Raw genomic sequence first — 26,593 nt, 5'->3', positions numbered from 1 at the left:
AATCAGTGGTCTCTCAAAAAACTGTTTTCTGGAGTTTTATCCGGCGTACTCAAGCCGAGATAATCTGCCGGCGTATTGATATTGCGATGCCAATCGCCAGCACTTTTTATGGGTATGGATTTGGCCCCCAGGTGACGCAGCAACGCGCCGACAGAATTGCGCGCACTGCCCTCAACGGCACGGCGCAAATAATCCAGGCAGTCGCCATTTAAAGGCAGCCACAGGGGAAAAAAGAAGTTTTCAAAATAACAGGGCCGGCCACTTGTCTGCCCTTCAGCCAATAACTCTGCGAGGTGCTTCCGCCCGAGCAGGGGCATATCTACCGGGATCACCAGGGCAGCATCAGCACCGGTTGCCAGGGCTACCGAATAAAGGCCGCCCAGAGGGCCCCGCTCTGGCACCAGGTCTTCAATCGCTCCGGGGCGGGCGCCGCTGGTGACGACTTTTTCCAGCGGAAGCCCACTCAGCAATGCCTCAGCATGCTGCAAGAAATTGCCCTGTTGGGGGTGGGCCAGCAGGGCCTTGTCTCGGCCCATCCGGCTGGAGCGGCCGCCGGCCAGCACCACACCAATTGTCGATTTACTAACAATAGCCCTGGCCATAACCCTAGCCCCCCAGCATCGCCAGATTGCGGGTAGCGCCGGTAAAACCTTCATGCAACTGGTGGCCTGCGGTCTTATCCACAATCAACTCGCGGATATGAGCTGCCAGCGCCTCGCTATCGCCATCGGCGATGATTTCGCGCATATCAAAGCCCTGGTCGGCGAACAGGCATAGGTGCAACTTGCCCTGGGCCGATACCCGCAGGCGGTTGCAGCTTGCACAGAAGTCCTTGCCGTAAGGGGTAATCAGGCCGATACGACCGGCGTAATCCGGGTGGAAATACTCCCGCGCCGGACCGGCATCGCGGGTGCGGATAACCTGCTCCCAGCCTTCCCGCAGCAGCAGGGTTTCTATATCGCCACCGGAGACATGGTTGCTGGCGAAGAACTCGCGGTTATCGCCGGTGCGCATCAATTCAATAAAACGCAGGGTCACCGGAGTCTCGCGAACCCAGGCGAGGAAGTTATCCAGCTCCGCCAGGTTGTACTGGCGCATCAGCACTGCGTTGACCTTGGTATCGATACCCAAGGCCAGGGCGCGATCCAGGCCTGCTAAGGCTTTATCCAGGCGATTATGGCCGGTGATATGGTGGAATTGAGCCGGGTCGAGGCTGTCGATACTGACATTCACCTGATCCAAGCCCGCGCGGTGCCAGTCGTCTATCTGACTGGGCAGGCGGTAACCATTGGTGGTGATGGCTAAGCGGCGAATCTTATCGCTAGCGCGCACGGCTTCGAGCAGCGGCACCAGGTCTTTGCGCAGGGAGGGCTCTCCGCCGGTAAGGCGTACCTTTTCCGTACCCAGTGAAGCAAAAGCGCGCACTAATGTGCCCACCTCAGCGACTGAGAGAGGATTTTCCCCTTCCAGGGAACGTCCGCAACCGATGCCCTCAGGCAGGCAATAGTTGCAGCGGTAGTTGCAGATGTCCGTCACGGACAGGCGCAGGTAGTAAAACCTACGGCCAAAATTGTCTTGTAACATTAAACGCCTTTCCAATGTCGGGAGGCCGCGCAGTTTCCCGCTAGACCCTGGTGGCCGGTACGGCCACGGTCCCGGCACCTTGCAACGTCAATAAAAAACGACGCGGTTTAGGTAGCGGGACTCGGTGTTTAAACTGATGTCAGTGTATCAAGCTGGTTAATTTATGCTTGGGGCAAAGGTGGTACTCCCTTGGTGCTCGAACTGATGCTCCTCAAGGAGACATCAAAACGTGGAGCTTCAGTCGATTAAAATTTATAAATTATAAAAACAGGTTCAAGGTGCGGGGAAAACCCCGGCCAAAGCCGGGGGCCTCGCTAAGGAGTTCTTTCAGCCGCTTAGAAATTAGCGGTTACCATAACCCAGAGCTTATCGGTGTTAGTAAGCCCTGTGGAGTCATCATCGGCATCAAACGCGGCGTACTTAACCAGGGCGGAAATATCCTTGGTGAGTTTGTATCCGTAGCTCAAGTTCCACTCGTCCCCGTAACTTGTAGAGCCTTCAGCTGCCTCAAAGTTGTGATAGGTCAAGCCCAGGTTGCCGCCGGCAAGTTTAATAGAGCCGCCAACATATAAATCTTCGATACCGTCAGCGGGGGTTGCCAGGAATTTGTCGGCAAAGCCCTGGAATTTGTGCAGGGTTGCCAGCGGGGTTTTAAAACCAACGCCATTATCGGAACCCAAAACTTCATAACCAAGTTTTGTCGCAACCGGACCCAAGTCGGCCCCCAGCTCCGCCAAATAGTAATTAGCGCTATAGTCCAGATTACTATCACCAATTTCAGACTGGTGGGCATAACTGAGGTTGGTTTTTACCGGACCAAATTTACCTTTGTAATCTATTCCATAAGTGCGGCTGGAATTATTGACAGAATCTTCCAAATCCAGATTGTAAACAAAAGCGCTGACTTTGTGATTTTCAGCTACTGGATAAATCGCGTGTAGCAGTTGGATATCACCGCCCATATCGGAATTGGAACTGTCTTCACCAAAAATACGGTTAACGTTGTACACATAGCTGTAATCCAACTGGAAGCTATCGGCACTGCCGTACTGATAACGAACACCATCGTAGGTCTGCTCGTTTTGTCTCCAGCCAACACCGCCGACAAATCGCTGTCCATCCAGATTTATACGCTGGCGACCTGCGGTAATTATGGAGTTCCCACCGCTATAGCGAATATAGGCCTGGTTAATTTCAGTTCCTTCTGGATCAACCACCACCGGGCGGTCGATATTGCCATTGGTGGTGGAGTTGTAACTGTCATTACCAATCGCAGTAACATCATCCATTTCCAGGAAGCCGGTAAAGCCACGGTAGCTGCCACTGCGCCAGTTGAGGCGGGTTCTTAACGTGGATGCAACAGCTTCCTCTTCCATATCATACTGATCGACAGTATCGTCAACTAAGATATCTTGATCGACAACTTCTACTCGGTAACGCAGATTCAATCCGACTTCACCAGATTTCAACGCATCCACCAGAGTGGCATTTTCACTTTCCTGCGCAGCGGCCTGCAATGCAACAGTGCTGCATGCCCCCAACAGTAAGGCACCGAGAATTTTTGGGAATTTGGAAACGGTCATGACGCTTTTCCTTTGCAACAACGGAGTGAACAGTGACAAATTACAATTTTTCAGACTCGACTGAAACCATATATTTTTTCCTGCTTAATTAATCTTTACTCCCTAGCCTTTACTCAGGCGTAATCCCTTATTGGTAGTGGGCACTACCTATCCGGCAAAGCCTCGGTTTCGCTGGTTTCCTCAAGCAGGAAATTATTTTGCTGTGCGTACTGTAAACGCTGCATATAATTTTCTCTTTGAATCGCCAAATACATAACCAACATACAAATAGCGAGCACACCGTAGAGCAGCATAAAGGCCGCACTGTGGATACCTACTAAGTCCTGAGCGATACCAAAAAGAACAGGCAGGGTAAAACCACCGAGGGCACCAATAGTGGCTACGGTACCGCCAACACTCCCCATATGCGCGGGGAAATTATCGTGCAGCGCTTTGTAAACAGACGCGCGGCCAAATCCCTGGGCGATACCGATAACCAGTAGCAGTAAAGTGAACAGCTCAATACCCACTTCAATATTTAAATGCACATCCCGTTCCACCCCGTGAATGGTCATGCTGGTGGGCGGATAACTGAGGAAGAAAAGACAGACCAGGCAGGTCCAGAAAACACTCCAATTGACGGTGCGCGCACCGTAGCGATCGGCAAACCAACCCCCTAAAGCGCGCAGTGAACTGGAAAGGGCCACAAACAGCAGGGTGAGTGCCATTGCTACCGGTGTACTGACTTGGTATACCGACAGATAGTAATTCGGCAACCACAATAAAAGCGCGAGAAAACTGCCAAAAACAAAGTAATAGTAGAGCCCATAACGCCAAACCCGGATTTGCGTTAGCGGCTTTAAATGACTGCGCAGATCCGGTTTTCCGCGGCTGCGCATATAGCGGGTTTCCTCTGGTGCAAAAAATTCGAATAAAACCATCATCAGGATAATCCCGGCTCCATAAGCCGGCCCTATCCACTCGCGGCCAAACCAATTTTGAATGGCTGGAGCCAATGCCAAGGTAATTGCAGCTCCTGCATTTCCTGCACCAAAAATGCCCATCGCAGTACCCTGCCGCCCTCTTTCGAACCACGGGCTGATATAGCGAATCCCCAAAACAAAAGACACCCCGGAAATACCCAGCCACAACCCCGCCAGCAAATGGGCCCCGTAGCTATCGATAAAGGGCAACAAAAAGAGCACCGGCAACAACAACAGCATCTGCAATAAAATCAGCTTTTTCGCAGAAAAATATTCCACCAGTAATCCCACCGGAAAACGCAACAGCGCCCCACTCAAAATCGGCGCAGCCAGTAGAACCCCGTATTCAGTTGCAGACAGATCCAGTTGCCCGCGAATCTCTACCCCCAATACCGCGTAGAGCGTCCAAACAGAAAAGTTAGCGGCGAACATGGCCGAGGCAAATATCAGCGCGCGCCCGGCGAGTTGCTGTGTATATTGCACGGCAGGCATCTCCAAAATATTGGCTGTCGAAAATTAATTGCCACCCCGGTTATGCACCGCATTGAGCCCGCGCCCCAGATAAGTGATCACAGAAATACAGCGGGGGCGAGAAATCTACAGAGGCAAGCTACTGGCAAGATGCACAAAAAATCGGCTAGCGACAATTACTCCCAAAAACCCTTTTTAATCATTATCAATTTCCACCAACTACCTCCACTGGGGTAGAAACGCACTAAAAACCATCCCTACCCACTCCGAGCGACTAACCCCAAGGGGTTACTCCCTTCCAACTACAAATCGATTTCCCTTCCACTTACCCCTTTTGCGCGCTTTCCCTCTGGCGCTGCTCAAATACTATCGGTCATGACCCTATCCACCTCTAAAAATTTCTGAGAAGCCGGAGAAAATAGTCATGAGTCAATCCAGCGGCCTCAATTTATTTAATTGGGGCGATCCCAAAATAAAGACGCTGCACGTTACTTGGTTTGCGTTTTTCCTGACTTTCGTGGTGTGGTTCTCCCACGCTCCGCTGATGGTCTTTATCAAGGAAGCGTTCGACCTCACCAGCCAGCAAGTAAAAGCCCTGTTAATCCTCAACGTGGCACTCACCATCCCCGCCCGTATCATTATCGGTATGCTGGTGGATAAATTGGGGCCGCGCCTGGTGTACAGCGGGCTGCTGATGACCTCATCTTTAATCTGTTTGGGCTTTGCCACCGCAGACAGTTATGAATCCCTGGCCCTGTTCCGCTTCCTGCTGGGATTTGTGGGTGCCGGCTTTGTAATTGGTATCCGCATGGTGGGTGAATGGTTCCCAGCCAAACAAGTCGGCCTGGCAGAAGGTGTTTACGGCGGCTGGGGGAATTTCGGTTCTGCTGCCGGTGCCATGACCCTACCCACCATCGCCCTGCTGTTCGGCGGTGAAGACGGCTGGCGCTATGCCCTGGGCCTCACCGGCATCATCGCCGGCCTGTACGGCATCATCTACTACCGCGTTGCCCGCAACACTCCTAAAGGTTCCACTTACTTCAAACCGAAAAAGAGCGGCGGCCTGGAAGTCACCAGCAAGCGGGATTTCTACTTCTACCTGCTGATGAATGTGCCCATGTACCTGGCACTGGCAGCGCTGGCTTACAAACTGTCTCCCAGCGGCGTAGCCCTGCTGAGCCAGAATGCCACCTACGCAATGTGGGGACTGCTGGTAGTACTGTTCGCCTTCCAGACCCGCATGATCTGGAATGTAAACAAAGACCACCTGCGCGAAGGTGTGCCCGAGCTGGAGAAATACAACTTCAAGCAGGTAGCCATCCTCGACCTGGCCTACTTCGTCACCTTCGGCTCAGAGCTGGCCGTGGTTTCTATGCTGCCCCTGTTCTTCCTGGAAACCTTTGAAGGTTTGAGCCCGGTGAAGGCCGGCCTGCTCGCCTCTGGCTTCGCCTTTATGAACCTGGTGGCTCGCCCAACCGGTGGATACTTCTCTGACAAACTGGGACGCCGCCGCAGCCTGATGTTCCTGATCGGCGGCCTGGCAGTGGGTTACTTTGTACTGAGCCAGATCAACGGCGGCTGGTGGATTCCCGCTGCGGTAGTGGCCACCATGTGCTGCTCTTTTTTTGTGCAGGCCGGTGAAGGTGCCGTATTCGCTGTCGTACCCCTGGTGAAGCGCCGCATGACCGGGCAGATCGCCGGTATGGCCGGAGCCTACGGCAACGTGGGTGCGGTTACTTTCCTTACCGCCCTGTCTTATGTCAGCTACAGCCAGTTCTTCCTGATTATCTGCGGCGCAGCAGCGGTGATCTTCTTCGCCTGCCTGTTCCTGGAGGAGCCCAAAGGCAATATCGCCGAAGTGCTACCGGATGGCACGGTGCAGCTGATCAGCGTGGAGTGATCGTAAAGCAGTTATCAAGCAACTAACGCAAAGGAGGGCCAATGGCCCTTCTTTGTTTTTCGCCGTTGGTCTGAGGGGACGAAACGAGATAGGAGAAAGCTGTGAGCGAAACCAATTCCGGGGTGCAAACAGAAACCGAGGCAAACCCCGAAGCCCAGACACCGCGATTGAGCCACGGCCTCTGCACCAGTGCCGGCATCAAACCGCAGAACGAAGACGCGGCAATCTATCACTGGCCAGCCAGCCCGCACTTACAGGAATACCTGGGCGCAGTCGCCGCACTGGCCGATGGAGTCAGCTCTGCCGAAGCTGGTGCCCAAGCCAGCCACACCGCCACCGAGCAGTTTGTGCGGGACTATTACAAGGTGCCGGATACCTGGTCTGTCGCCCACGCCGGACAGAAAATCCTCGCCTCCATTAACAGCAAGCTATACCGCAAGAGCCACGACTTTCCCCAACAGGAAAAGGGCTTCCTCTGCACCTTCTCTGCCCTGATTTTTAAATCCCGCACCGCCCACTATTTCCATATCGGCGACAGCCGCATCTATCACCTGCGCGGCGACAACCTTAAATGCCTCACCCGGGACCACAACATCACCCTGGCCCACCGCCAGCAGATGCTGTCCCGCGCGCTGGGAATGGATACCGGCCTGCAAGTGGATTACGGCCAGCTCAGCCTGGCTAAGGACGATGTACTGCTGATTACCAGCGACGGGGTGCACGACTTTATTAAACAGGATTTACTGCGCGAGCTGCTGGCAGATACCCAACTAAGCGAACAGGAAACAGCGGAAACCCTGGTGCGCCTTGCCGAGGAAAACGGCAGTGACGATAACCTCTCCGCATTAGTGGTAAAGGTAAAGGCATTGCCACAAACCACTCTGGACGACTACAGCCGCCAGCTTACCCGCCTGCCCTTCCCCCCGGAGTTAGAACCGGGCATGGTATTGGATGGCTACCAGGTGGAACGGGAGCTGTTCTCCTCCCAGCGCAGCCAGCTGTACCTGGTGCGCGACAGTGCCACCGGCGAAATCCTGGTAATGAAAACCCCCTCAGTAAATTACGAGGACGATATCCACTATATCGACCGCTTTATTCAGGAGGAATGGATAGGCCTGCGTATTCGCAGTCCCCAGGTAGTGCGCCTGCACCGCCAGACCCGCCCGCGCACCGCGCTCTACTACCTGATGGAGTATGTGCAGGGCAGCACCCTCGAACAGTGGATCACCAATAACCGCTTTCCCAAACCGGCGGAAGCGTTTCGCATCCTTAAGGAAATTGCCACCGGACTACAGGCCTTCCACGATCAGGAAACCATTCACCAGGATTTGCGCCCGGCCAATATCATGATCGACGGCCATGGGCGGGTGAAAATTATCGACTTCGGCTCAGTTTATGTAGCCGGCAGTGCCGAGATTTTCCGCCCCCTGGAACACCCAGAAGCGCTGGGCACCGCCAGCTACTCCGACCCCCACTATATCCTCGGGCACAACAGTGGTATTCGCGGCGATATCTATGCCCTCGCCACTATTGCCTTCGAGATGTTTACCGGCGAACTGCCCTACGGCGAAGAAATCGAGAACTGCCGTTCCCACGCCGACTTCGAACGCCTGCGCTACCGCACCGCCAGCCAGTTCAACCCGGTAGTCCCCATCTGGTTCGACCGCGCCCTGGAGCGCGGATGCAGTATCGACCTGGAACAGCGCTATTCCACGCTGACGGAATTTATGCGCGACCTGGCTAACCCAAACCCGGATTACCTAAGGGAAGATCCTACTGAGAAAGGGGATGCGTCTTTGTTTTGGAAGATTCTTTGTGGGATTTGGGTGGCTACTTTATTGGCGGTGGCGGCGTTGTTTTCGTCTAGTGGTTGAGGCTAAAAATTTTGGTGCAAACGTGCCAAATCTAAAATATGCTAGTCCGAATACCTATAGAGCATCCTGGTTTACCTGATGATTTTAGATAGATACCATTCCTAACGCTTTCCTTGCGATAAATTTAACAGTCAACTGCATTTGGCCATATTTTCATCTGATCAGTACTAATTACCAAAAGAAACTTCGTATATCCACAGCAATCTGGGTTAACCGGTCGCTCCTCATGATCTGAATCCTTAATAAGAAAAATAAACAATGACATATGGGAAAAAATCAATATATTCAACAGATCAATTTTGCGCCAGCCCTGACTTATATGCTAGTTTATTATCTTTCGCAGCTAGATTGAACTTCCATTCTTCGGACACTTAAACAAGTGATATTGTACGGCTTCTTTTTAATATGCTGTTAGATAATCACGAACCTATATTAATTCCTCAAAGGAGAGAGGCGAGAGCTCTAGATATTATGGCAGTAAATTTTTCATATTTATCTGAAATTAATAACCCTGAATCAATTGTGACAGCAATCCCCTCAAGCCCCACTTTTCCTGAGTTTGTCGAAGGTCGCTTTAATAGATACATAGAATTTGTAGACTTATTTCAATCTCTGATTATGAGTTCATCATCGTCTGCGGAGCTCTTAAATAAGATTCGAGACCCAGCAGCATATAAGAACCATGTAAGAATGTCTCTCCTTAAACTTTTCAGAAGATGTGTTAGCACAGTTATAGACACAGAAAAATCAAAGAAAATAAAAGTCCCAACTTCTATGTTTGTTGAGTACTACGGACATACCTTTAAGGATATAAATCTCCTAAAAAGGCAGTTTTCTGATATGCCTGATAAAGATAAATACGCTTTAACCACACTTATTGGAGAATATGATGATCGAGGCAAGCAAGGCTATATCCTAACGGATCAATTCTTTACTTGGTTTGAAGATAAGTTTTCAGAAAAATTCACTATTGAAGGCCCCAGAGGAGCAGGAAAAGATATCCAATTGCAAAGTATCTTCAATAGTTTTGAGAGTGATTACCCATGTGATTTTATCATTAGAGACATTGAAAATAACGATGTTCTTGCAGTTGGATTTGCACGCTACGATAGTACCAGGGGTGGATCACAGTCTGATGATCGAACAGGTGGTAATAATGATAAAGTAATGAAAGCCGATGAATTTATAAAATCTTCTAGCGCTAACTTTAAAGTACTATTCTTAGCAGACGGACCAGGCCTAACTCATCGAGACACTTGGAACGAAGCCTGCATTTTAGATGGTAAATTAAATGATCGGGTACGAGTATCCTCCTTAAAGCTAGCTAATGAAAGGATAACTGAAGATTGGCTTCGAAATTAAATGCGCAGCTTAAGCTGCACATTTAATTATATCTTTGCTAGTAATTGTACTTCTTCAAAGTGCTTTTCTAACACATCAGAATCTACATAGAAATCAAATTCTGCTAGATGATTAATCGGTGGAGAGGATAGCTCGGAGCTAAACAAATCATTTGTTCTATCTGCTTTCCTTCCATTGACATAATCACCCATTTCCTCCAAACCATGCCTTAGCCTTTTTAAAGTTGCTTCAGCAGCAGTAAAAGATTGATCAATTCCAATCCAATTTCGACCTAATTCGTTTGCTGCATGGATAGTGGTGCCTGAACCATTAAACGGATCAAGGACAATATCACCTTCATTACTAGATGCGCTAATAATCATTTTTAACATATCTAGATTTTTTTCCGTGGGATATCCTGTTATCTTGATACTTTGGTGGTGAGCATCACGATATTGATCCCAATAATCTGTCAATGGCCGCTGCTTGTTAGGCGGCAAATAAACCTTTCGTCTAGGATTTCCGTTTTTTGACCAATGAATTTCATCATTTTCGTCCAGCTCGTCTAATTTTTCTGGAGTTAATTGCCAGTGTTTTCCTTTAGGGGGATTCATTCCTTTCCAAGGCTTTCCTGTTTCACCATTTCTTACTCCAGGCGCATGAATAGGTACTAACTTATAACGTCCTCTCTCATCTTTTTTTGTATATTCTTTATTAATCCATTCTTCGGTTGCTGGTACGCTTGGTCGATTCCATATAAAAGAATCAGTTTTTGAATAAAACAAAATGTAATCATTCAAATTTGGATATTGATTTTTTGTATAGTTTTTTGAACTACATTTCTTCCTAACTATCAAATTTCGAAAATTGTTCGCACCAAAAACTTCATCCATAACTAACTTTAAATGGAATAGCATTTGATGCCCAATATGCACATAGATAGAGCCATTACTTGCAAGTAGCTCGCGCATTAATATTAGTCGCCTCCTCATGAATTCAATCCAAGAAACTGTACCAAAAACATCTTTGTATGCATGTTTAAGAGCCCTCGACTGAAAATCTTTCCCAGTTCCATAAGGCGGGTCTAAATAAATTAAAGAAATCTCACTTGAATGCTTTTCTACAAGTTTCTTAAGTCCATAAAAATTATCTGCTAGTAAAAATGCATTTACATTGATATCTTTTTGACGAGAGACCCTACCTCGAGTATTAACAGAAGAATACTCATGATCCACATCCCCCAAGATCTCTTCTTTTGAAAGCTTGTTTGGATAATTCAATTCAAAGCTATCTTTATTGGACGGTAAGGGGAAAGGCTCACTTCTCGCGGAATCAGCCAAAAGAGCATCGTCTCCCAACTTTTCGCCTTTTACTATGCCTGTAGCCATACTACCCTCGAATATACGTTTTCAAATACTTTAACATAGCCATTACCTATACACAACTTATGCAAGTTGTGTATAGGTAATGGCTATGTTAACCTTCCGAAAAAAATTAAGGGGTTATTGTGAGCCAGGCAAAATTCAAAAGATTTAATTTCAGTCTTACTGATCCTGTCAGTAAAGATATTGATGATATTAGTTTTCTTCCTCGGGACTTCAAGTGCAGTAGAAGCGATGTTTTAAAGGCTGCCATATTGTCTTTTAAAGGACTTTCAAAATCAGAACAGATTAAAATACTGAGAAAAGTTTGCGTTGATAGCGAAAACCCTTAACACAACATAGATGCTGAATAAGTTTTTAAATCGAATTTAGCTGAGGATTATAATCTGATTCTTCTATTCTGAATTAGAATACTAAATTTGTATTTCTAATTTAGGATACAGCTAAGTTGCCAAAGTTATTATCGTATTTATGATAAGCTTAGAAGCTCATAGACTACATACAAAATGAGGCCTTAGATACAATTATAAAGCACCTTCAAATGTATACCTTTGGTCAGAGTGCCTACCCTAGTTTTTTAAATAATTGTATCAATGTTAGATACGCTTAGAGATGGCATATACTTTGCCTCAGCCATCCCTAAGCGGAGTGTTCCATTGCCGCTATCAACTTATAAAAAATTTTCATCCCCCATCGCCAGCTCTCTTTGAATACGTATATATATTTCTTCACGATGAACGGAGAGAGATTTAGGAGCACGAATTCCTATCTTCACCTGATTACCTTTAACTTCCAATACGGTGACTGAAACATTAGCTCCAATTCTTAAGTTTTCACCTGTCCGGCGCTTTAAAATCAACATATTGATTTCCTACTGATACTCAAATCATGGGTAAACCTTCTCTGATGGAAGGCTGAGAAAGTAACTTTTTGAGGAAATACGGGGTGGTGCGCGGGAACGGTAGGCATAGAAGAAGAAAAGGCAGGCACAACGCTTCCAGAGCTTGGGGAATCGCTCCAAGCCGCTGGATGTACTCCACTTTATTGAAGACGAGCGGGTTTCTAGCGTATGATCCATATAGCCATTTTGATAGTTAGGTTATCAATTTGGTCAGCTGGCCCCTGGTGTTGCTGCACCTTGGGTCAGCGCCTTTTACTGTCTCTTACGTCACGCTACCGTTCTCCTGTGAGAAGATGGTTCTTTAGAAAACTCTTAGATGTCTTGATTCTCTCGAATCCCTTTGGACTTTGGTCATCGGCCTACAAAAGACCACCCAATTCCGGCCAAAATACCAATAAATATCAATCGATTTTACGCAGCTTTGACACTAAAACAAACTGAATAAAATCCAATAAGATCATTTTTGTGCCTATATTTTTGTGCATTTACGCTTAAGAGATTTCAGAAGTCCATAGGAATGGCAGATTGAATTAATACTTCCCTCTGATTCTCACATTAGAACTTGAACGCAAAAGAGCAACTATGCGGTTACTAGATCTGTCTCCCTTGTATCGATAACGAGGTATTTCAAATGATTAAAATATCTCACAGGCTCTAAAATATTAACGTGGTATTCTGATGACAATCTGTAAGAAGTATTAGTATTACCTTCGATTAGATCGTAAAGCCTTTATTTGGTTCGATAGTACACACTTAGGTATGTAACCACGGAAAAAGCCACATAAATTTGTCCATTCTTATCTGATATACGAAACATTTCTTGAAAAAAGAGGCAGCTTTGCTCCTCCAGGTAGGCTTTCTAGACATGGTGCAAATTTTGATTTCATGGCAAGAATTATCGCTTCAAAGTTTTTAGATAGATGAGTTAATAGAAATATTAAGCAGAGAAATAGCTACATCAAAATAATTTGAAGAAGTAATATTCAATGGTAGAAGTAAAGACAGGATAAATTTTTTCCTTTACGCAAACCATTGTTTACAAAGCTGATAGACTAGCTCTAACAAGTGCTTCTAGTTCGTTCCAGGGCTGAAGCAGACGATAGCACCAAAAGGAGTTATAGGGTGAATATTCACTATGGACTAAGAGAAACACATGAAAGGTATGAGCAATTACGCTCCATTGCCAGAGAAGTAACACAAGAGAGCTTATCTGATTTATATCAAGATCATGCAAATATAAGGCTATTAGGAATTGATGCTGAAGCCATTAGCGCTTCAGAAGCCTGGTGTGATATGGCATGCTCTAGACCAAGGGCAGAATGGAGTTGGCAAGAGGCCTCTGCCGAATATCGCAAGCGCTACCCTAAAAGGTTTGAGCTTTCAATATGGCATCAAGGTCATCTCTGCGGCCTATCTTATGGGCGACCTTCCTTCGGAAAAAGCAGAATGCGTATTGAGCTTATTGAAGGTGCACCAAGATCTGGAAACCCATTAGGTCCAAGACGCGTTGTTCCAATAACGATTATGAATGCTACTGCTTATGCAGGAATTTTAGGCGCTAAAGAGCTACGTATCATGAGGCCAGCTCAACCATTAATTGGCTACTACGAAAGTCTTGATTTTACTTATGTTCCATCCACAGGAGCACAGCATTTTCCTGATTACTTATATAAAGTTATTAGATAGAAAAATGGATAAAAAAGGGGATAAAAAAATGACCGAAGAAGAAAAGATTATTCGAGAAAAGGCTCGCCAAGCTCTAAAGAAGAATAAAACACCTTCGTATAGCTCTGAAGATGAAGGGGGGATTATGGCAGGACCTGAGTCAAAAGAAGATTTTAAGAAGGATATTGAAAACGATGAGTAACATTGAAAAAGAAGCAAAAGAGAAGGCAAAAAAAGCCTTAGTTCTAAATAAAGTAAAGGCAAATGCAATTGCTTCACCTAAAAGCGCTAGCAAAGCCACTAAATCAACTCAAAAACTGCATGTGTAATTAATGATATTTAATGAATAATGAGAGGAATTATGCACACAATAATTTATGTGATGCGTCACATTGATATTGGTGGTCATATAGAAATTCCATATAAAAAGATTGGAATTACTGGCGAAGGAAATGCCACATTAAATTCTCGAATTCAGCAAATCAGTAGCACTAAATCTCCGATAAAAGCTCAGTGCGTAGCTGCATGGAAACATCAGGATGCAAAAGCAGTTGAAACAGCATTACACAATTTATTAGAGGATAGTCATATTGAAGGTGAGTGGTTTCTAGACAAAGATGATACTCTCGTTGAAAGGATGCAGCCTCTAATGAAACTCATTAGTGCTAATGAGTTATCTATAGAGGAAAGTAATGACGAGTACACTCGTGGTATCCTCAGAAGAGAATGTGAAGAAAGAGAAAAAACAGATCATATTCTTTTAGGGGAAATAGCTAATCTTCTCCGACAGCCACTTAGATCGAGTTCAAGGAAAGCTGGTCCCACTTTCTTTAGCGATATCAAACAATTGACATATTATGTTAATGCTAGAAAATCCGGAAAGCATCACCTTTCAATAGGAAGAAGCAGAGATATCTTTGAAGAGGTACGGGGTTTCCTCGAGTCAAGAGGTTACGATGTTGAACAAAATAATAAGGGCAATGCGAAGCTGTCGGGCGTATCTAAAAATGTTATTGCGGAGATAATTAATAATATCGAAGCGGAATTTGAACTTGAACCAGCCTAGTCGCGTCCTAGAGAGCGCGGCAGGCTAGCACAGTATTTTTAGACATCCATATACTTTTCTCCCCAATGTGATTCTAGACATCCATGAGATATGGACTGGGAGCCAGAATTGAATACATATCAAATCAAATGGGATGTCAGTTTGATTTGTGGATTAAGTTTGTGGGCTTTATTTTAGAATTATATCAAAACATGGCACAAAGAACCCGTAAGACCAAACCCTTTAAGAGATGGTGTAATAGATTATTATGAAAGCCAAGGGCTTTCAGCACCTGAGATCCATCACGGGAAAAGAGACGGAATAAAAAAATTATGAGCGACTACAAGTTTTTACAAACAGAGAAAGACCGAATCAATGAGATTCGTTCAAAAATGAAGAAACATGCTGAAGAAGTAAAAAAGAAATCAAAAGGCACAACGATAGAAGAACCATTAGGAAAACAAACAAACCCAACTGAAATCGACCACATGAGAGACCAGAAAAATGACAACTAAAGATAAACAACTAAGCAAAGCAGATATTAGAAATTTTGTTGAAAAAAACAAATCTAAAATACTGAAGGAAGCTAAAGAGATTGAAACGGCTATAAAGTCAAATAAATTGAAGGATCAGCAGAAACTATAACTTTTATATATAGTAGCCCTGAATAACACAAGGTAGTAATCTTGGATATACATAGATTTAGAGCTCAAAAAAACCTATTGTTAATTTATACATAACTACCTAGCAAGTACATAAATCAAAAGATATTAAATGCCATTTAGCTATAAAGATCTTACCTATATTAGAGCTTCTATTCAGGCCTATGAAGGCATTCTAAACCAAACAACTGAAGGAGAGTGTGAAGAAGAGTTCTCAGAAATACAAGATGATATTATATATTTGGGACGCTTGTTGGCTCTAGTAAATCGAGAAATTGAAGAGGCTGAGTCTTCGGGACCATCTCTAAACAAAGTAAGCTCAACGGATTGAGGAAGCTGAAGTTTGGCACGAAAAAAAATGAGCTCCATTTCAGAAAATGCTTGAATTCTTCACTATGAATACAAACTGTAAAACGAAGTCGATAAACAATAGGCACAACCAATAAGGGGAGATCACATACAACCCCGACTTGTACAGATATTAAATACCCATAGATCCTCAAGCCAATAGGATTTATTGGTAATGATGAACCTCAGGTCAATAAAAATTCTACTACTATAATTGCTGATGCCATGAAGAAGATAGTGATCTTATTTTTAATGATGTTAAGTTTGTATACGTTAGGCTTCTTTACTCAAGCCTTAGCTTACTCTCAACTGGGTATTAATCTTAACAAGTATCTATATGCTCCATGGATCAAACATTTAGAAATGGACAACCCTATAAAAGTAACTTATAACAAAAGCGTAGAGTTCTGGTGTTCTCGTGTAGAAGGGTGCAGTTATCAGAACCCTAATCTTTGATTGGCCACAGCAATCGAATCAATTTATTAATTAGATGTTATTAGTAAGTAGGAATATCCCCCAATGAAATGGAGCAAGCTTAAATCTCTAGTTGAAGAAAAATTTTCTCCATCCCTGGATGGCCGTATCTCTATCAATAGTACCAGTTATGGAAACTGTTCGTGTGGACATGCCTGGTTGACTCTTGATAAAGAAGTCATAGCAAATTTCTGTACAAGGGCTTTTTGGAATAGAGCGAGTGGTGATTACTATCGAAAGGATAATCGCTGGGTTACTGATTCCGAAGTGCCTGAGCATGTAAGTGAAAAGCAGAAAATATCCTATGGTGAGATGGAATATGGAGAGTTATCTCGGCAAGATGCCTATCAAGCCTGCTGGGAATTCGTTCATACCCTCAAAATTGATGAAGCTCTAAACTCCGAGAACCCATTGATTCAGTCCCTAGCCACACTGGATAAGCGTTTAGGTAAGCGCAGACTCAAGGAGATTGATACAGCAAGTTTACATCCATTAGCAAAGAAATTATTGAGCATAAGATTGGAGTCTGAAGGTATTAAAGCCCCAGCAATCACAGAACAAACCTCTTCAACGCAACACCCGTAGATTATTTAATTATCTAAGCATCCAGCAAGCCATCAAGATAATATTACAAGGTTTAGATAGCAGGGATGTTTTCTCCAACACTTAACACCAGGCATATCCGGTACGATAGTCCGCCTTACAGAAATGTAGCTCCAAATATAGATAACGCGCTCTGATTTAACGTAAAAATTTGGGCGAAGATTATCTATCACACCCCATTTTTTATTTCTTATACTCGGTGTAATGCTTTGTTATTTCTTGCTTTAGCAGCATCAAGGTTCAATGGCTAACAAGTGTATACCTACTATTCACCGTACTAACTTTCTGATTCTTAATGATTTATGCCGGTGATTGATAAATATCAAAAATAGAATATGTGAAGTAGCTCCGTTTTTAGAGCGATATTATCAGCCTAAAATACACTATAACAAACTCAGCAGTACAGGATCTCTGTTTTCACTTCCTTGACCCTAATTGGCTATTGTCATCTAATCAAATCGTTCTCGATAAGGAAATTCCACAATAATAACAACTGGGAAGTTAGGTATGACAAAGACATTTTCACAGCACGCTGTAGACAAGATTAATTCTATTATGAATGATCACAGCAATCATGTTGGTAGCCAGCTTAAAATAGGTAACCCCACAAAATATAAAAATCATATTTCTAGCGATTGTATAACATTGGCAATTTGGGTTCTTAAATATAGTTTTGAGAAGCTTGGAAAGCTTAATTCCAGCAAGCGAGTGGGTGGACTTGGAGAAAAAGGTACCGAGTTAGCAAAATACTTGATTAATACTCATAACTGGAAAGGCGTATATTATAATCCTGACGTTAAGCACCCTAGTGATGGTCTTGGTGAACATATTGCGAGCTACTACAATCAGGTAAAGAAAAACTGTACCTATAGTGTCAGTCGTGTGCCGATCAGCAATACTGTTATAAACTATAAGCCGAGCAAAAATAAAGTGACCACCTATTTGGATTTAACCAAGAAACAAGACGCAGATTACAACACATTTTCAAATATTCCATTTGGACTGGGAATGTCAAGTGGCGGTAGGCATGTATGGCTTTATTCAAAAGAGTTCGTGTACGAATCACACTGGGAAAAAGAAGCTGGCGATGGATTATATACTAAGACACAATTAAAAATGTTTCCCTGGCTCTCAGGAATTATTGTTGTACCGCCAGACACGCACAACCTTTTAACTATTACTTCCACCAACTGTAAGTAATTATATCTATGCTAAAACCTATAAAAATCCTACTACTATTTTTAATGACATTGTCATCCTTCACCTGTGCTAGCACGGAAACGGATGATGTTAAACTGGACAAAGCTCAAGTTGATGTTGTTTTACGAGAGTGGAACAAAAAAGGATTCGGCGATAAGATTGAAACAACTACATTAACGATAATAACAGCTCCAGATTACAAGGGTGATATCGTTATTTTACGTGAAAATGAGCCAAAACGCGGTTTCACCGCGGAAGTTTACAAACCAAAGCCAAATGCACTGAATCCTGAGCTATGGGAATTTGTATCTGGTGATATTGAAAAATCCATAGTGAAACAACCTAATGGAAAATTTCATTTATCCGAGATGGTTGATAAAGGGGTAAGAATAGAAGTTATCGAGCTTGATAAGGAGGAGCAATAACTATTTTAGTTCGAGTGGCAGTGCAATAGCTTTATCTAATACTTAAGGTCATCCCTATTTAAGGGGATGACTCTCATCACAAATAGATTGACCACGAAAGACTATAAAGTGTTAATTTATTGATTCTCACAAAAATTAGCACTTTATTCATATAGTATGTCTAGTTCCTCTATTGTCATCGCCAAAGATCGCCACGACGTCCCACATCCAGATTAACTTATACGATAACTTGCTGGCACTTATTTATTACAACCTTTTTTCAAGTCGAGTTAATTAGTCTAGTATTGATTATTTGCAATACATTCATCAAACAACTTGGTACTAGTATTAGCTAACGTGGTAATCAATATAAATCTGACCAAGACAGTTCCCATTCTTGAGATGTATTTATAGGTGATATGATAAAGATTCCTTAGAATACAGCTCTAGGACAATAAACTACAGAATACTGGCTAATACTTCAGCTCTAAGTTAAAAGGATATTGTATGGGTGATGTGATAAATGCTCCAAAGGAGAGCAGCAGTAATTCACATGATGAGTTAGATAAGAGAAATAGACTATCTAAATATGTTGTAGGAACAAAAGATAAAACAGACTATACGATAACTGAAATCTATGCTCGCGAAGAAGAATTTATTATTTTCGGTTCGGAAGGAACTTCTGGGTTTCATCATTTCAAAATAACTTTGGATACTATTGACGAATGCGACGATATGTTAACTAACAATTTTCAGCGCACAAAAGATAAGTTCAAAGAATTAATATTATATCTAGATAAAGTCGATGCGGACGCATCATATAAAAGGCGCGCATCAAGCGCCATTCTTACAGCCATTAAAGGGAATATAGCTGAGGCAGAATTTCTTTTCGAAAAAATAGAATCTGATGCACGGAAAGAATATAGAGGGCCTGGATTGTTTTACTATCTTCTTGGCCCATTTATCATAACTTTTACTTTATTTATTTTAGCTCTGTCAGTTTACTTATTTCAGCCACGAGTAATATCAAGTATTGACCCAGAACTACCAACAATTATATACGCTATTGCGTTCGCATGCTTTGGAGGATTAGCTTCAATTGTCGAGCATATTTATAGCATTTCTACAAAATATAATTTTGGAAATTGGATATATGCTGTCTGCGGGGCTAGCCGTCTGATATTTTCAATACTTGCAGGAGTAGTTGCATATATACTGTTTTCTTACACCCTATCTTTTTTCATGCCTCAAGCAGAAAATATTCCTATATTTTTGTTGTTAGTACTGAGCTATTTTTTAGGCTCAAAAGAAAATTTAATCCCAAGTCCGCTTAGAAGATCTATGAAAAAAATATAGATTCATATAAAAAGCAATGGATAAATTATTAACAATAGAGTTATCATTTACTCAATGCGAAATCACCAACATATTGACTATAAAAATCAATGGTAGAGGAAAAATAAGTATTTTAAGGCATGATGAATTTGAATAATAGCAAATCTAGCTAATGTCAGCACATTGCTGCTAGCTAGCCATTATTTTTAATACAAAACTTAATTAGGAAACTTTAAAAATGAATAGATATGTAATAATTGGTCTTATGAGTTTATTATTCTCAATGACGAAAAGTGTGCACGCCAAAGAGGTAATTTTAGAACCAGAATCATGGTCTTTTCCTGAAGTTATTGAACATGCTAGAAAAATAAACACAAATAATATCGAAGGTAAATCTTTCAATCAGTTTGGTTTAGTATACACACCTGAGGAAGTTTCCACTCTGAAATTATCTGCTTTGGCAGCAAAAGAGCTTCAAAAATATGCAGATATTGTTACCCACGCATATCCTGATGCAGTGGCAAAACATCTGCCTTCTCAATGTAGCGTATTGCCTTTAGATAAGATAAATGAAACAGCTGTAGCTGGTATTGCATATGTTTCTATCAATGCCATTCAAGCAAATACTAGAAACAAAGCAGCCAAATGTTTAGCTGAACTCCAAAGTAGACTTGCAGAGATAGGCAGATAAAATATTCAACCTCCATCTAAAGGTAATTTCGTTCGAGCTACTGACAAGCACGTTAGTGTAAATTATGAAAAGATACGGCTACAAATTCGCCAAAGATGATGGCGGGCTATCTAGATTAAGTGGGCTCCGCTTCTTTATCGGGCTATGTGCTTTTTTCAGTACAATCGCCAGCTTGATTTTCTCTGGTGAGAGCTACTTAAAATTATATTTAGCCTCACTCTTCGCTTTTTGGCTTGCGGCCTTCTTGGCAGAAGTTATCCCCAAAGTAAGATCTTACCCAGTTATATTTTCCGCAATAACGGCAAGTATAATTTTCTGGATTGATCAGAGAAATGTTTTTATAGTCCGTCAATGTGAAAACTGGAAATGTGTTAATGTTGAAGATTTAAGCGGTAAAATAATATATTTGGGTTTTTGTGGATTAGTAATAATTGCTTCTCTGTGGTCTTTGCGAAGACAGTCACACTAACGCATATAGGTATCATTCGACCCATTGGCACGAAAATACTATATGGATATAGTGCACCAATAAACGACATAGCTTCAGCACACAATAGTAGCTTATAATTTATTTAAAATTTAATTTCTGTGCGACATATACCATCAATAATTGCTGCAATTCTTATTCCTTCGATAGTACTTTTGCTAATGGCCGGCACGTTTGGATTTTCTAAAATAAATTCAGCCGGCCCAGCATTTATTTTTATTTTTTCAATCCCTATATCACTAGCACACATGATTATTTATGTACCACTTGCATTAATCATAGAACGATACTTTGGGTTAAATCTATTCAAATGTATTTGTCTAGGCCTAATTGTTGGCTCACTATACCCTGGAGTTAATGCTTGGCCGTATCCTGATGGAAGTTACATTGGTAAGGTTGAAGATACTTTAATGGGCATAGATGTGATCAAAGCAATTAATGGCTATCCAACGCTTTTGGGTTGGTTAATTTACCTAAAGCATGTACTTACAGTAGGCCTCCTTTTTGGAGCTACTAGCGGTTTAGGTTACGGTCTTTTTTATAAAAGGCCAGTATCCTCTATCCATAGATAGAGAGATCTAATTGTTATAGATATATTCATCAACATCTCATAAATAGCCCTCAGGTACACTGAATTTTTTATGTCATACGTTTCTACAGAGCACTTAAGATAAAAGTACAATGTATTGCTGGTACGAAAGTTAAGGCTGCAACATGGCATGACTCAGGAGCAATTAGCACAGATTACATGGCTCAGTGTGCGTACCGTTCAGCGCACCGAAAGAGATCAACATGTTGGTTTGGAATTGCCAATAAAATAAGAATCTAATTTCCCTGGTATAGTCGCACTTTATGAGAGCCAAAGTTTGTCCAGACTAAAAATTCTTGATCGGTAAAGTCCCTAATATTTTAGGGACGTAATAAGATTGGCAGTTAAATAAATTTCTGATTATAACTTTGCCTACCCCCAAAATTTTTTACGAATAGACTTCCAAAGTTTGCCGAGCAGATCCTGATTGGAGCGAGAGGCAGATTCTACAATGGCTCTATGCATCTCCTTTTCAGACTCAGTAAATTCACTTCGATATTTTTCTTCAATCTGTTCATAGGTCAGCCCTTTTGCCTTCATAAACCAAGACAGGAGCTGCCCTAAGTAAGATATTTTTTCTCTTGTTTTTTTCAGCTCATGATTTCTCTGCAACACAGCGCCCTCACCTAACATCTTCCAAATACCAGCTTCAATCTGTTGAGCTTGCTCTACAGAAAGCTGTTTATCTTTAGTTGCTTCTTCAAACATTTCATCTGCAAGTGCCTGTACATTATCTGGCATAGTCGAAAGTGGAACGGAATACTCCCGCTCTCTGGTTTTATAATCTTGGATAACAGCCTGTAATACATAAATTATTGCAGCAATTAGAGTGGTGATAAATTTCATTGTTACGCCTCTATTGGTTGACTATTTTATAAAAGTATTTTGAATTCAAGTTGCTCTTCTAGGAGCCAAGACATATCTATATAGGTTCCCCCTAAAAAGACTGGATTAGCACCCTACTGATGGATCAAGAACGGAAGACATGCACCAAATCAGAGCATAAAAATCACATGCCTGAAAAATGCTATAAATTTAATATATAGAATTTTTACAAAAATTTGTTTGATGAGTTGTACATCCTGTTCTATAGAATACGTATCGAAATTCACCAAATAGAATGACATGCTTTTAATAGAATAAGCTTACCTGGAAAAATATCTGTCAGAGGAAAAACAAACGCCAGAATTTAAATTAAAAATTTTTAAATATTAGAGTGTTATGATTTGTTTGATATTTTCTACCTACTTCAGACAAGGCCATTCTCACTACTAGCATACTTATCTAGTAAGACTTAGGTTTACCAAATAGTAACCACATTTAATTTCCATGCTTCTTTAACGGACAATAAGCTGAATCAAGCTAGACATTAACCTTATGATATCTATGAAAAGCTCTTTCTTTCATATGTTATACAATTCTGTTCTACGTCAACATTCTGTGAGGACTTACATTATATCTACAATGTAAATATGAGATCCTGAAGGTAATTATTTGTTGAAAAATTTCTATTTAATATAGATACCCACCAACCATTTAGGCACGGTTTTCAACGCTCAGACTTCGATTGCGCCCAATTTTTGTGCGTTACTTAGAAAAAGTAAAATTTTTAAACTTCTATATTCTTTTTTATCCCCCCTAATATCTTTTTTTTACGTCTTCAATCTAGTTGGGCCCCAAGGAAGGCAGTTTTGGCCTTGAAAAAAATAATAGTGAGCATAAGAGAGAGAAACTCAGTATGATGATGCGCCTTCGTAAACAAAAAAATTTGATTGCTCAAGCAATCCCCGCCGCAAACCCTAGCGACTATTCAACCCCCTGGTACAGTGTGGCGATTGCCTGTTTGGTAATAAATACTGCATCTGTGGCAGCATTTGCCCAGGAGGGGCAAGGGGACAAGCCCAGTAACTATTCTGGTTCGGCTATTGAAGAAGTTACGGTTACCGCACAGAAAATTGAGGAAAGCATTCAGGATGTGCCTATTGCAGTCTCTGCGCTATCTGGGGATAACATGGATGCTTTAAAGATTGAAGGGGGCAATGAACTGCTGCGAGCCGTTCCCAATGTTAACTTCTCCAAAACAAACTTTAGCTCATACAATTTCTCTATTCGAGGAGTGGGAACTCAGTCAATTTCTGCCAGTAGTGATCCTGCCGTTGCAGTAAGTTTTAATAATGCTTCTTTAATCAGGAATCGTCTGTTTGAGCAGGAATTTTTTGATGTACAGCGGGTAGAAGTTCTGCGTGGCCCTCAGGGCACATTATATGGCCGTAACGCCACCGCTGGTGTGGTTAATATGTTACCAATCATGCCGGAAGATGAATTCGCCTCAGAGATTGAGGTTGAAGTGGGCAATTATAATAGTAAGCGCACCAAGGGTATGTTGAATATACCGTTGGGTGAAACCATGGCTTTCCGCTTTTCTGGAGCCATGACCAAGCGGGATGGCTTTGATTACAATACTTATACCAAGAATGATGTTAACGACCGGGATCTCTACTCCACGCGTGCCATTTTTGAATGGACTCCCAGTGATAAGTTTAATGCTAATTTGATTTGGCAACACTTTGATGAAGATGACAAGCGATCCCGCACTGGTAAGCAGCTTTGTACTACTGACCCCGGTGATGACATGGTCGGGAACACAGAGACAACAAGTCTATCAAAAGGCATGACAAGTCAGGGCTGTTTGCCTGGTTCACTATACAGCGCAGATGCTTTTGATGCACCCAATGGAACGGGGCTCGCCTATATACTTTCAGCAGCGGGGCTGATTGACCCATACCTTTTTGGAGGTAGTTTATCAGACTGGAAAGATCCCTACAGCGGTGTAGAGCAGTCGCGAGATTTACGTGAAATATCTACTAGTTTTGACCCAGTATTTCGTGCGGAAAATGACTTGGTACAGCTGAATTTTGAATGGGCTTTATCTGATACCCTCACCTTTTACTCCCAGTCTACCTATGCTAAGGATGATTACTATTCTTCACAGGATTATAATCGGTTTACCACTGGCGCGGTCTTTAATGACCTAGCAGAAATAGGTGATCAGTGGTCATTGGGCCCCACCCCCGGAGGCATTTATACTGACCCACAACTTGGTCCTTCTGACGGTATTTTAGGAGTTGATATCAGCCGTTCCGATAATGAACAGTGGAGCCAGGAATTCCGGTTGCAGACTGCATTTGATGGGCCCTGGAATTTTTCCTTCGGTGCGAACTACCTGAATTTTGAAACCCAGGATGACTACTTTGTCTTTAATAATATGTTCACCATGATTGCTGAATATGTTTACAGCCGGGGAACAGATGAGGATGGCAATAATATTCCGATCAATTGCGTTGACCCCACCACAGATTTAGTTAGCTCAGACTGTATATATATCGACCCTAATTCCCTGGAAAATATTGATGAAATGGGACACAACTACTTTCTCAGTCGTAACTTAGTAGATACCCGTTCCTGGGCTGTATTTGGGGAGGCATATTGGCAAATCACGGACGATGTAAAACTTACCACAGGCCTCCGGTATACTGATGACGAAAAAACTACCACCCCTATATCCAGCCAGTTATTACTTGGTACGTATCATGAAGATGGTATTACTGTTCCAGGTAACAGCTCAGGTGGCTATACGCATATGGGATATCCTGAAGGGGAGAAGCTTTCTCAAAGCTGGAAGGAGTATACCGGACGAGCGGTGCTGGACTGGCGAACAGATACCCCCTTTACCGATGATACAATGTTCTATGTTTCTTTTGCTCACGGTTATAAAGGAGGCGGCTCCAACCCACCACGGGCGGAGATTGACCCTGCGCGGGTTCAATATCAGCCACTAGACAACACTTTTGAGCCGGAATTCGTAAATTCCCTTGAATTCGGCACCAAGAATGTTTTGCTGGATGGCCGCCTAAACTTAAACGCAACTGCCTTCTATTACGACTATACCGACTACCAGGTTTCCCAGATTGTTGACCGTATCGCATTAAACGAAAACTTTGATGCAGAAAGTATGGGACTGGAGTTAGAGCTGGCATGGCAAATGACAGAGAGTACCAGGATGAATATGAATGTGGGTTACTTAAGAACCCGCATAGCGGAAGGGGAGGAATCCATAGATGTCATGGATCGTACCCAGGGGAATGAAGATTGGACCGTACTGCGGCCCTCCTTGCAGGTACCTTCCAACTGTATTGCCCCAGTCGAGTATGTTGAAGCTGCTATTGCTTTGGAGCCTATGTTTTTCATGACACCCTTATGGGCATTATGTGCAGGCTCAAAGCAGTGGGGCTCATACTCTGATGCGATTGAAGCTCCCCTAAGATATGATCAAATTTTAGCTCTTTTCGGTTACGATTTGCCCCAATATAACCCGCTAACAGATGCCCCAAATGGCGGGCGTGGTTTTTCTGCTGACCTAAGTGGCAATGAATTACCAAATGCTCCTAAGTTAACGTTTAACTTAGCAGTGGAGCATGTTATTCCCCTTTCGGATTGGGAATTAGCTTTACGTGCAGATTACTATCGACAGTCTGAAAGTTATGCGCGGGTTTATAATACCGAGTATGACCGCTTAAAAGCCTGGGATAACTTCAATGCATCAGCGACCCTTACTCATCCGGAATCAGAATTGCAAATGCAGTTGTATGTGAAGAATATCTTTGATGATACGCCTATCACAAGCGCCTTTACCAATAGCGATGACTCCGGCCTTACCACCAATGTATTTACCCTGGATCCGCGTATTATAGGCTTTAGTCTAAATAAGCGTTTCTAATTTTTATATTTCCAGTAAGACACTAATGGTTCTATAGTGTCTTACTGGTATTTCAGACTGGCTATGCTTGAAAATACCTCCATTTCTAATTTTCTTTTCACTCATATAGATCATCGATCAATCGTATAGCGGGCGGTTGGTGATTGTTTGCTAGGGCTAGCCACACACCTCCCAATTGTACTTTATTTTGGGAATACCCTAGTCTCCCTACATTGTCTTCTTATTTAGACCTAAAGTAACTTTGCGGCGAAATGCAAGTTTATACAATCTATAGACAAATAGTTTGGCAAAAACTATATATCTGTACATTTGGTA

General features: G+C 42.9%; 27 protein-coding genes and 1 riboswitch. Of the genes, 20 read left to right on the top strand and 7 right to left on the bottom strand.

Going from position 1 to position 26,593, the window contains the following annotated elements; all coding sequences use genetic code 11:
• Positions 1-2: 2 nt before the first annotated feature.
• The 4 genes from ACG1BZ_RS00885 to ACG1BZ_RS00870 all read right to left on the bottom strand — a co-directional run bounded on the left by ACG1BZ_RS00885 (position 3) and on the right by ACG1BZ_RS00870 (position 4,621).
• Positions 3-602: a molybdenum cofactor guanylyltransferase gene (locus ACG1BZ_RS00885; RefSeq protein ID WP_413664022.1), complete on the bottom strand. Its 600-nt coding sequence runs from the start codon at positions 600-602 to the stop codon at positions 3-5.
• Positions 603-606: 4 nt separating this feature from the next.
• Positions 607-1,584 carry a GTP 3',8-cyclase MoaA gene (gene moaA / locus ACG1BZ_RS00880; protein WP_413664021.1) on the bottom strand — a complete coding sequence of 326 codons (978 nt, stop codon included), beginning with the start codon at positions 1,582-1,584 and terminating at the stop codon, positions 607-609.
• A riboswitch (molybdenum cofactor riboswitch) is annotated at positions 1,573-1,723 on the bottom strand. (Overlaps the previous gene by 12 nt.)
• Positions 1,724-1,919: 196 nt before the next feature.
• A complete protein-coding gene (locus tag ACG1BZ_RS00875; protein ID WP_413664020.1) occupies positions 1,920-3,167 on the bottom strand; it encodes an alginate export family protein in 1,248 nt (415 codons plus the stop codon).
• A gap of 143 nt (positions 3,168-3,310) precedes the next feature.
• Positions 3,311-4,621, bottom strand: a complete 1,311-nt coding sequence (locus ACG1BZ_RS00870) for an MFS transporter (RefSeq protein ID WP_413664019.1) — start codon at positions 4,619-4,621, stop codon at positions 3,311-3,313.
• A gap of 403 nt (positions 4,622-5,024) precedes the next feature.
• Here ACG1BZ_RS00870 and ACG1BZ_RS00865 point away from each other — a divergent pair, with 403 nt between their 5' ends.
• The 3 genes from ACG1BZ_RS00865 to ACG1BZ_RS00855 all read left to right on the top strand — a co-directional run bounded on the left by ACG1BZ_RS00865 (position 5,025) and on the right by ACG1BZ_RS00855 (position 9,736).
• Positions 5,025-6,500, top strand: coding sequence for a NarK family nitrate/nitrite MFS transporter (locus ACG1BZ_RS00865; RefSeq protein WP_413664018.1), 1,476 nt, complete (start codon positions 5,025-5,027; stop codon positions 6,498-6,500).
• A gap of 101 nt (positions 6,501-6,601) precedes the next feature.
• Positions 6,602-8,374, top strand: coding sequence for a protein kinase domain-containing protein (locus ACG1BZ_RS00860; protein WP_413664017.1), 1,773 nt, complete (start codon positions 6,602-6,604; stop codon positions 8,372-8,374).
• Between the two features lie 405 nt (positions 8,375-8,779).
• On the top strand, positions 8,780-9,736 hold the full coding sequence (locus tag ACG1BZ_RS00855; RefSeq protein WP_413664016.1) for a hypothetical protein: 957 nt from the start codon (positions 8,780-8,782) through the stop codon (positions 9,734-9,736).
• A gap of 26 nt (positions 9,737-9,762) precedes the next feature.
• On the opposite strand, the gene ACG1BZ_RS00850 is transcribed toward ACG1BZ_RS00855, so the two are convergent.
• Positions 9,763-11,103, bottom strand: a complete 1,341-nt coding sequence (locus ACG1BZ_RS00850; protein ID WP_413664015.1) for a site-specific DNA-methyltransferase — start codon at positions 11,101-11,103, stop codon at positions 9,763-9,765.
• 119 nt (positions 11,104-11,222) lie between these two features.
• Here ACG1BZ_RS00850 and ACG1BZ_RS00845 point away from each other — a divergent pair, with 119 nt between their 5' ends.
• A complete protein-coding gene (locus ACG1BZ_RS00845) occupies positions 11,223-11,429 on the top strand; it encodes a hypothetical protein (protein WP_413664014.1) in 207 nt (68 codons plus the stop codon).
• 338 nt (positions 11,430-11,767) lie between these two features.
• Here ACG1BZ_RS00845 and csrA read toward each other — a convergent pair whose 3' ends face one another.
• Complete coding sequence (gene csrA / locus ACG1BZ_RS00840) at positions 11,768-11,959, bottom strand: carbon storage regulator CsrA (RefSeq protein WP_413664013.1); 192 nt, start codon at positions 11,957-11,959, stop codon at positions 11,768-11,770.
• Positions 11,960-13,120: 1,161 nt separating this feature from the next.
• Between csrA and ACG1BZ_RS00835 the strand changes: the two genes are divergently transcribed.
• The 15 genes from ACG1BZ_RS00835 (at position 13,121) to ACG1BZ_RS00765 (ending at position 21,733) form a co-directional block, all read left to right on the top strand.
• Positions 13,121-13,684, top strand: coding sequence for a hypothetical protein (locus ACG1BZ_RS00835; protein WP_413664012.1), 564 nt, complete (start codon positions 13,121-13,123; stop codon positions 13,682-13,684).
• Between the two features lie 4 nt (positions 13,685-13,688).
• Positions 13,689-13,865, top strand: coding sequence for a hypothetical protein (locus ACG1BZ_RS00830; RefSeq protein ID WP_413664011.1), 177 nt, complete (start codon positions 13,689-13,691; stop codon positions 13,863-13,865).
• Positions 13,858-13,992, top strand: coding sequence for a hypothetical protein (locus ACG1BZ_RS00825; protein ID WP_413664010.1), 135 nt, complete (start codon positions 13,858-13,860; stop codon positions 13,990-13,992). Before ACG1BZ_RS00830 ends, ACG1BZ_RS00825 begins: the two co-directional genes overlap by 8 nt.
• 32 nt (positions 13,993-14,024) lie before the next feature.
• Entirely contained in the window at positions 14,025-14,729 is a 705-nt protein-coding gene (locus ACG1BZ_RS00820; RefSeq protein ID WP_413664009.1) for a GIY-YIG nuclease family protein, read from the top strand.
• Between the two features lie 311 nt (positions 14,730-15,040).
• Entirely contained in the window at positions 15,041-15,223 is a 183-nt protein-coding gene (locus ACG1BZ_RS00815; protein ID WP_413664008.1) for a hypothetical protein, read from the top strand.
• Positions 15,213-15,353, top strand: coding sequence for a hypothetical protein (locus ACG1BZ_RS00810; protein WP_413664007.1), 141 nt, complete (start codon positions 15,213-15,215; stop codon positions 15,351-15,353). Before ACG1BZ_RS00815 ends, ACG1BZ_RS00810 begins: the two co-directional genes overlap by 11 nt.
• 129 nt (positions 15,354-15,482) lie before the next feature.
• Entirely contained in the window at positions 15,483-15,701 is a 219-nt protein-coding gene (locus ACG1BZ_RS00805) for a hypothetical protein (RefSeq protein ID WP_413664006.1), read from the top strand.
• A gap of 536 nt (positions 15,702-16,237) precedes the next feature.
• Positions 16,238-16,777 (top strand): hypothetical protein, encoded by a 540-nt coding sequence (locus ACG1BZ_RS00800; protein ID WP_413664005.1) that lies wholly within the window; start codon positions 16,238-16,240, stop codon positions 16,775-16,777.
• 525 nt (positions 16,778-17,302) lie between these two features.
• Positions 17,303-17,995, top strand: coding sequence for a hypothetical protein (locus ACG1BZ_RS00795; protein WP_413664004.1), 693 nt, complete (start codon positions 17,303-17,305; stop codon positions 17,993-17,995).
• Between the two features lie 8 nt (positions 17,996-18,003).
• Positions 18,004-18,420, top strand: coding sequence for a hypothetical protein (locus ACG1BZ_RS00790; protein WP_413664003.1), 417 nt, complete (start codon positions 18,004-18,006; stop codon positions 18,418-18,420).
• A 486-nt stretch (positions 18,421-18,906) separates the two neighbouring features.
• Positions 18,907-19,755, top strand: a complete 849-nt coding sequence (locus ACG1BZ_RS00785; protein WP_413664002.1) for a hypothetical protein — start codon at positions 18,907-18,909, stop codon at positions 19,753-19,755.
• A 217-nt stretch (positions 19,756-19,972) separates the two neighbouring features.
• Positions 19,973-20,425, top strand: coding sequence for a hypothetical protein (locus tag ACG1BZ_RS00780; protein ID WP_413664001.1), 453 nt, complete (start codon positions 19,973-19,975; stop codon positions 20,423-20,425).
• A gap of 64 nt (positions 20,426-20,489) precedes the next feature.
• On the top strand, positions 20,490-20,894 hold the full coding sequence (locus tag ACG1BZ_RS00775; RefSeq protein ID WP_413664000.1) for a hypothetical protein: 405 nt from the start codon (positions 20,490-20,492) through the stop codon (positions 20,892-20,894).
• A 179-nt stretch (positions 20,895-21,073) separates the two neighbouring features.
• A complete protein-coding gene (locus ACG1BZ_RS00770; RefSeq protein WP_413663999.1) occupies positions 21,074-21,484 on the top strand; it encodes a hypothetical protein in 411 nt (136 codons plus the stop codon).
• Between the two features lie 147 nt (positions 21,485-21,631).
• Complete coding sequence (locus ACG1BZ_RS00765) at positions 21,632-21,733, top strand: hypothetical protein (RefSeq protein ID WP_413663998.1); 102 nt, start codon at positions 21,632-21,634, stop codon at positions 21,731-21,733.
• A 140-nt stretch (positions 21,734-21,873) separates the two neighbouring features.
• Here the strand turns inward: ACG1BZ_RS00765 and ACG1BZ_RS00760 are convergent, their stop codons facing one another.
• Entirely contained in the window at positions 21,874-22,347 is a 474-nt protein-coding gene (locus ACG1BZ_RS00760; protein WP_413663997.1) for a hypothetical protein, read from the bottom strand.
• 892 nt (positions 22,348-23,239) lie between these two features.
• Here ACG1BZ_RS00760 and ACG1BZ_RS00755 point away from each other — a divergent pair.
• Positions 23,240-26,278 carry a TonB-dependent receptor gene (locus ACG1BZ_RS00755; protein WP_413663996.1) on the top strand — a complete coding sequence of 1,013 codons (3,039 nt, stop codon included), beginning with the start codon at positions 23,240-23,242 and terminating at the stop codon, positions 26,276-26,278.
• Positions 26,279-26,593: the final 315 nt, after the last annotated feature.

The sequence above is a fragment of the Microbulbifer sp. CNSA002 genome, assembly GCF_047324085.1.
Lineage (GTDB): Bacteria > Pseudomonadota > Gammaproteobacteria > Pseudomonadales > Cellvibrionaceae > Microbulbifer.
The sequence above is the reverse complement of the archived record's forward strand: the minus strand, read 5'-3'. Positions and strand labels throughout refer to the sequence as shown.

What these genes read in the sequence shown, in the direction of transcription:
- ACG1BZ_RS00885 (WP_413664022.1), bottom strand. Translation starts at nt 602, where the DNA reads ATGGCCAGGGCTATTGTTAGTAAATCGACAATTGGTGTGGTGCTGGCC.
- moaA (WP_413664021.1), bottom strand. Translation starts at nt 1,584, where the DNA reads ATGTTACAAGACAATTTTGGCCGTAGGTTTTACTACCTGCGCCTGTCC.
- ACG1BZ_RS00875 (WP_413664020.1), bottom strand. Translation starts at nt 3,167, where the DNA reads ATGACCGTTTCCAAATTCCCAAAAATTCTCGGTGCCTTACTGTTGGGG.
- ACG1BZ_RS00870 (WP_413664019.1), bottom strand. Translation starts at nt 4,621, where the DNA reads ATGCCTGCCGTGCAATATACACAGCAACTCGCCGGGCGCGCGCTGATA.
- ACG1BZ_RS00865 (WP_413664018.1), top strand. Translation starts at nt 5,025, where the DNA reads ATGAGTCAATCCAGCGGCCTCAATTTATTTAATTGGGGCGATCCCAAA.
- ACG1BZ_RS00855 (WP_413664016.1), top strand. Translation starts at nt 8,780, where the DNA reads ATGCTGTTAGATAATCACGAACCTATATTAATTCCTCAAAGGAGAGAG.
- ACG1BZ_RS00850 (WP_413664015.1), bottom strand. Translation starts at nt 11,103, where the DNA reads ATGGCTACAGGCATAGTAAAAGGCGAAAAGTTGGGAGACGATGCTCTT.
- csrA (WP_413664013.1), bottom strand. Translation starts at nt 11,959, where the DNA reads ATGTTGATTTTAAAGCGCCGGACAGGTGAAAACTTAAGAATTGGAGCT.
- ACG1BZ_RS00830 (WP_413664011.1), top strand. Translation starts at nt 13,689, where the DNA reads ATGGATAAAAAAGGGGATAAAAAAATGACCGAAGAAGAAAAGATTATT.
- ACG1BZ_RS00825 (WP_413664010.1), top strand. Translation starts at nt 13,858, where the DNA reads ATGAGTAACATTGAAAAAGAAGCAAAAGAGAAGGCAAAAAAAGCCTTA.
- ACG1BZ_RS00820 (WP_413664009.1), top strand. Translation starts at nt 14,025, where the DNA reads ATGCACACAATAATTTATGTGATGCGTCACATTGATATTGGTGGTCAT.
- ACG1BZ_RS00815 (WP_413664008.1), top strand. Translation starts at nt 15,041, where the DNA reads ATGAGCGACTACAAGTTTTTACAAACAGAGAAAGACCGAATCAATGAG.
- ACG1BZ_RS00810 (WP_413664007.1), top strand. Translation starts at nt 15,213, where the DNA reads ATGACAACTAAAGATAAACAACTAAGCAAAGCAGATATTAGAAATTTT.
- ACG1BZ_RS00805 (WP_413664006.1), top strand. Translation starts at nt 15,483, where the DNA reads ATGCCATTTAGCTATAAAGATCTTACCTATATTAGAGCTTCTATTCAG.
- ACG1BZ_RS00800 (WP_413664005.1), top strand. Translation starts at nt 16,238, where the DNA reads ATGAAATGGAGCAAGCTTAAATCTCTAGTTGAAGAAAAATTTTCTCCA.
- ACG1BZ_RS00795 (WP_413664004.1), top strand. Translation starts at nt 17,303, where the DNA reads ATGACAAAGACATTTTCACAGCACGCTGTAGACAAGATTAATTCTATT.
- ACG1BZ_RS00790 (WP_413664003.1), top strand. Translation starts at nt 18,004, where the DNA reads ATGCTAAAACCTATAAAAATCCTACTACTATTTTTAATGACATTGTCA.
- ACG1BZ_RS00785 (WP_413664002.1), top strand. Translation starts at nt 18,907, where the DNA reads ATGGGTGATGTGATAAATGCTCCAAAGGAGAGCAGCAGTAATTCACAT.
- ACG1BZ_RS00780 (WP_413664001.1), top strand. Translation starts at nt 19,973, where the DNA reads ATGAATAGATATGTAATAATTGGTCTTATGAGTTTATTATTCTCAATG.
- ACG1BZ_RS00775 (WP_413664000.1), top strand. Translation starts at nt 20,490, where the DNA reads ATGAAAAGATACGGCTACAAATTCGCCAAAGATGATGGCGGGCTATCT.
- ACG1BZ_RS00770 (WP_413663999.1), top strand. Translation starts at nt 21,074, where the DNA reads ATGGCCGGCACGTTTGGATTTTCTAAAATAAATTCAGCCGGCCCAGCA.
- ACG1BZ_RS00765 (WP_413663998.1), top strand. Translation starts at nt 21,632, where the DNA reads ATGACTCAGGAGCAATTAGCACAGATTACATGGCTCAGTGTGCGTACC.
- ACG1BZ_RS00760 (WP_413663997.1), bottom strand. Translation starts at nt 22,347, where the DNA reads ATGAAATTTATCACCACTCTAATTGCTGCAATAATTTATGTATTACAG.
- ACG1BZ_RS00755 (WP_413663996.1), top strand. Translation starts at nt 23,240, where the DNA reads ATGATGATGCGCCTTCGTAAACAAAAAAATTTGATTGCTCAAGCAATC.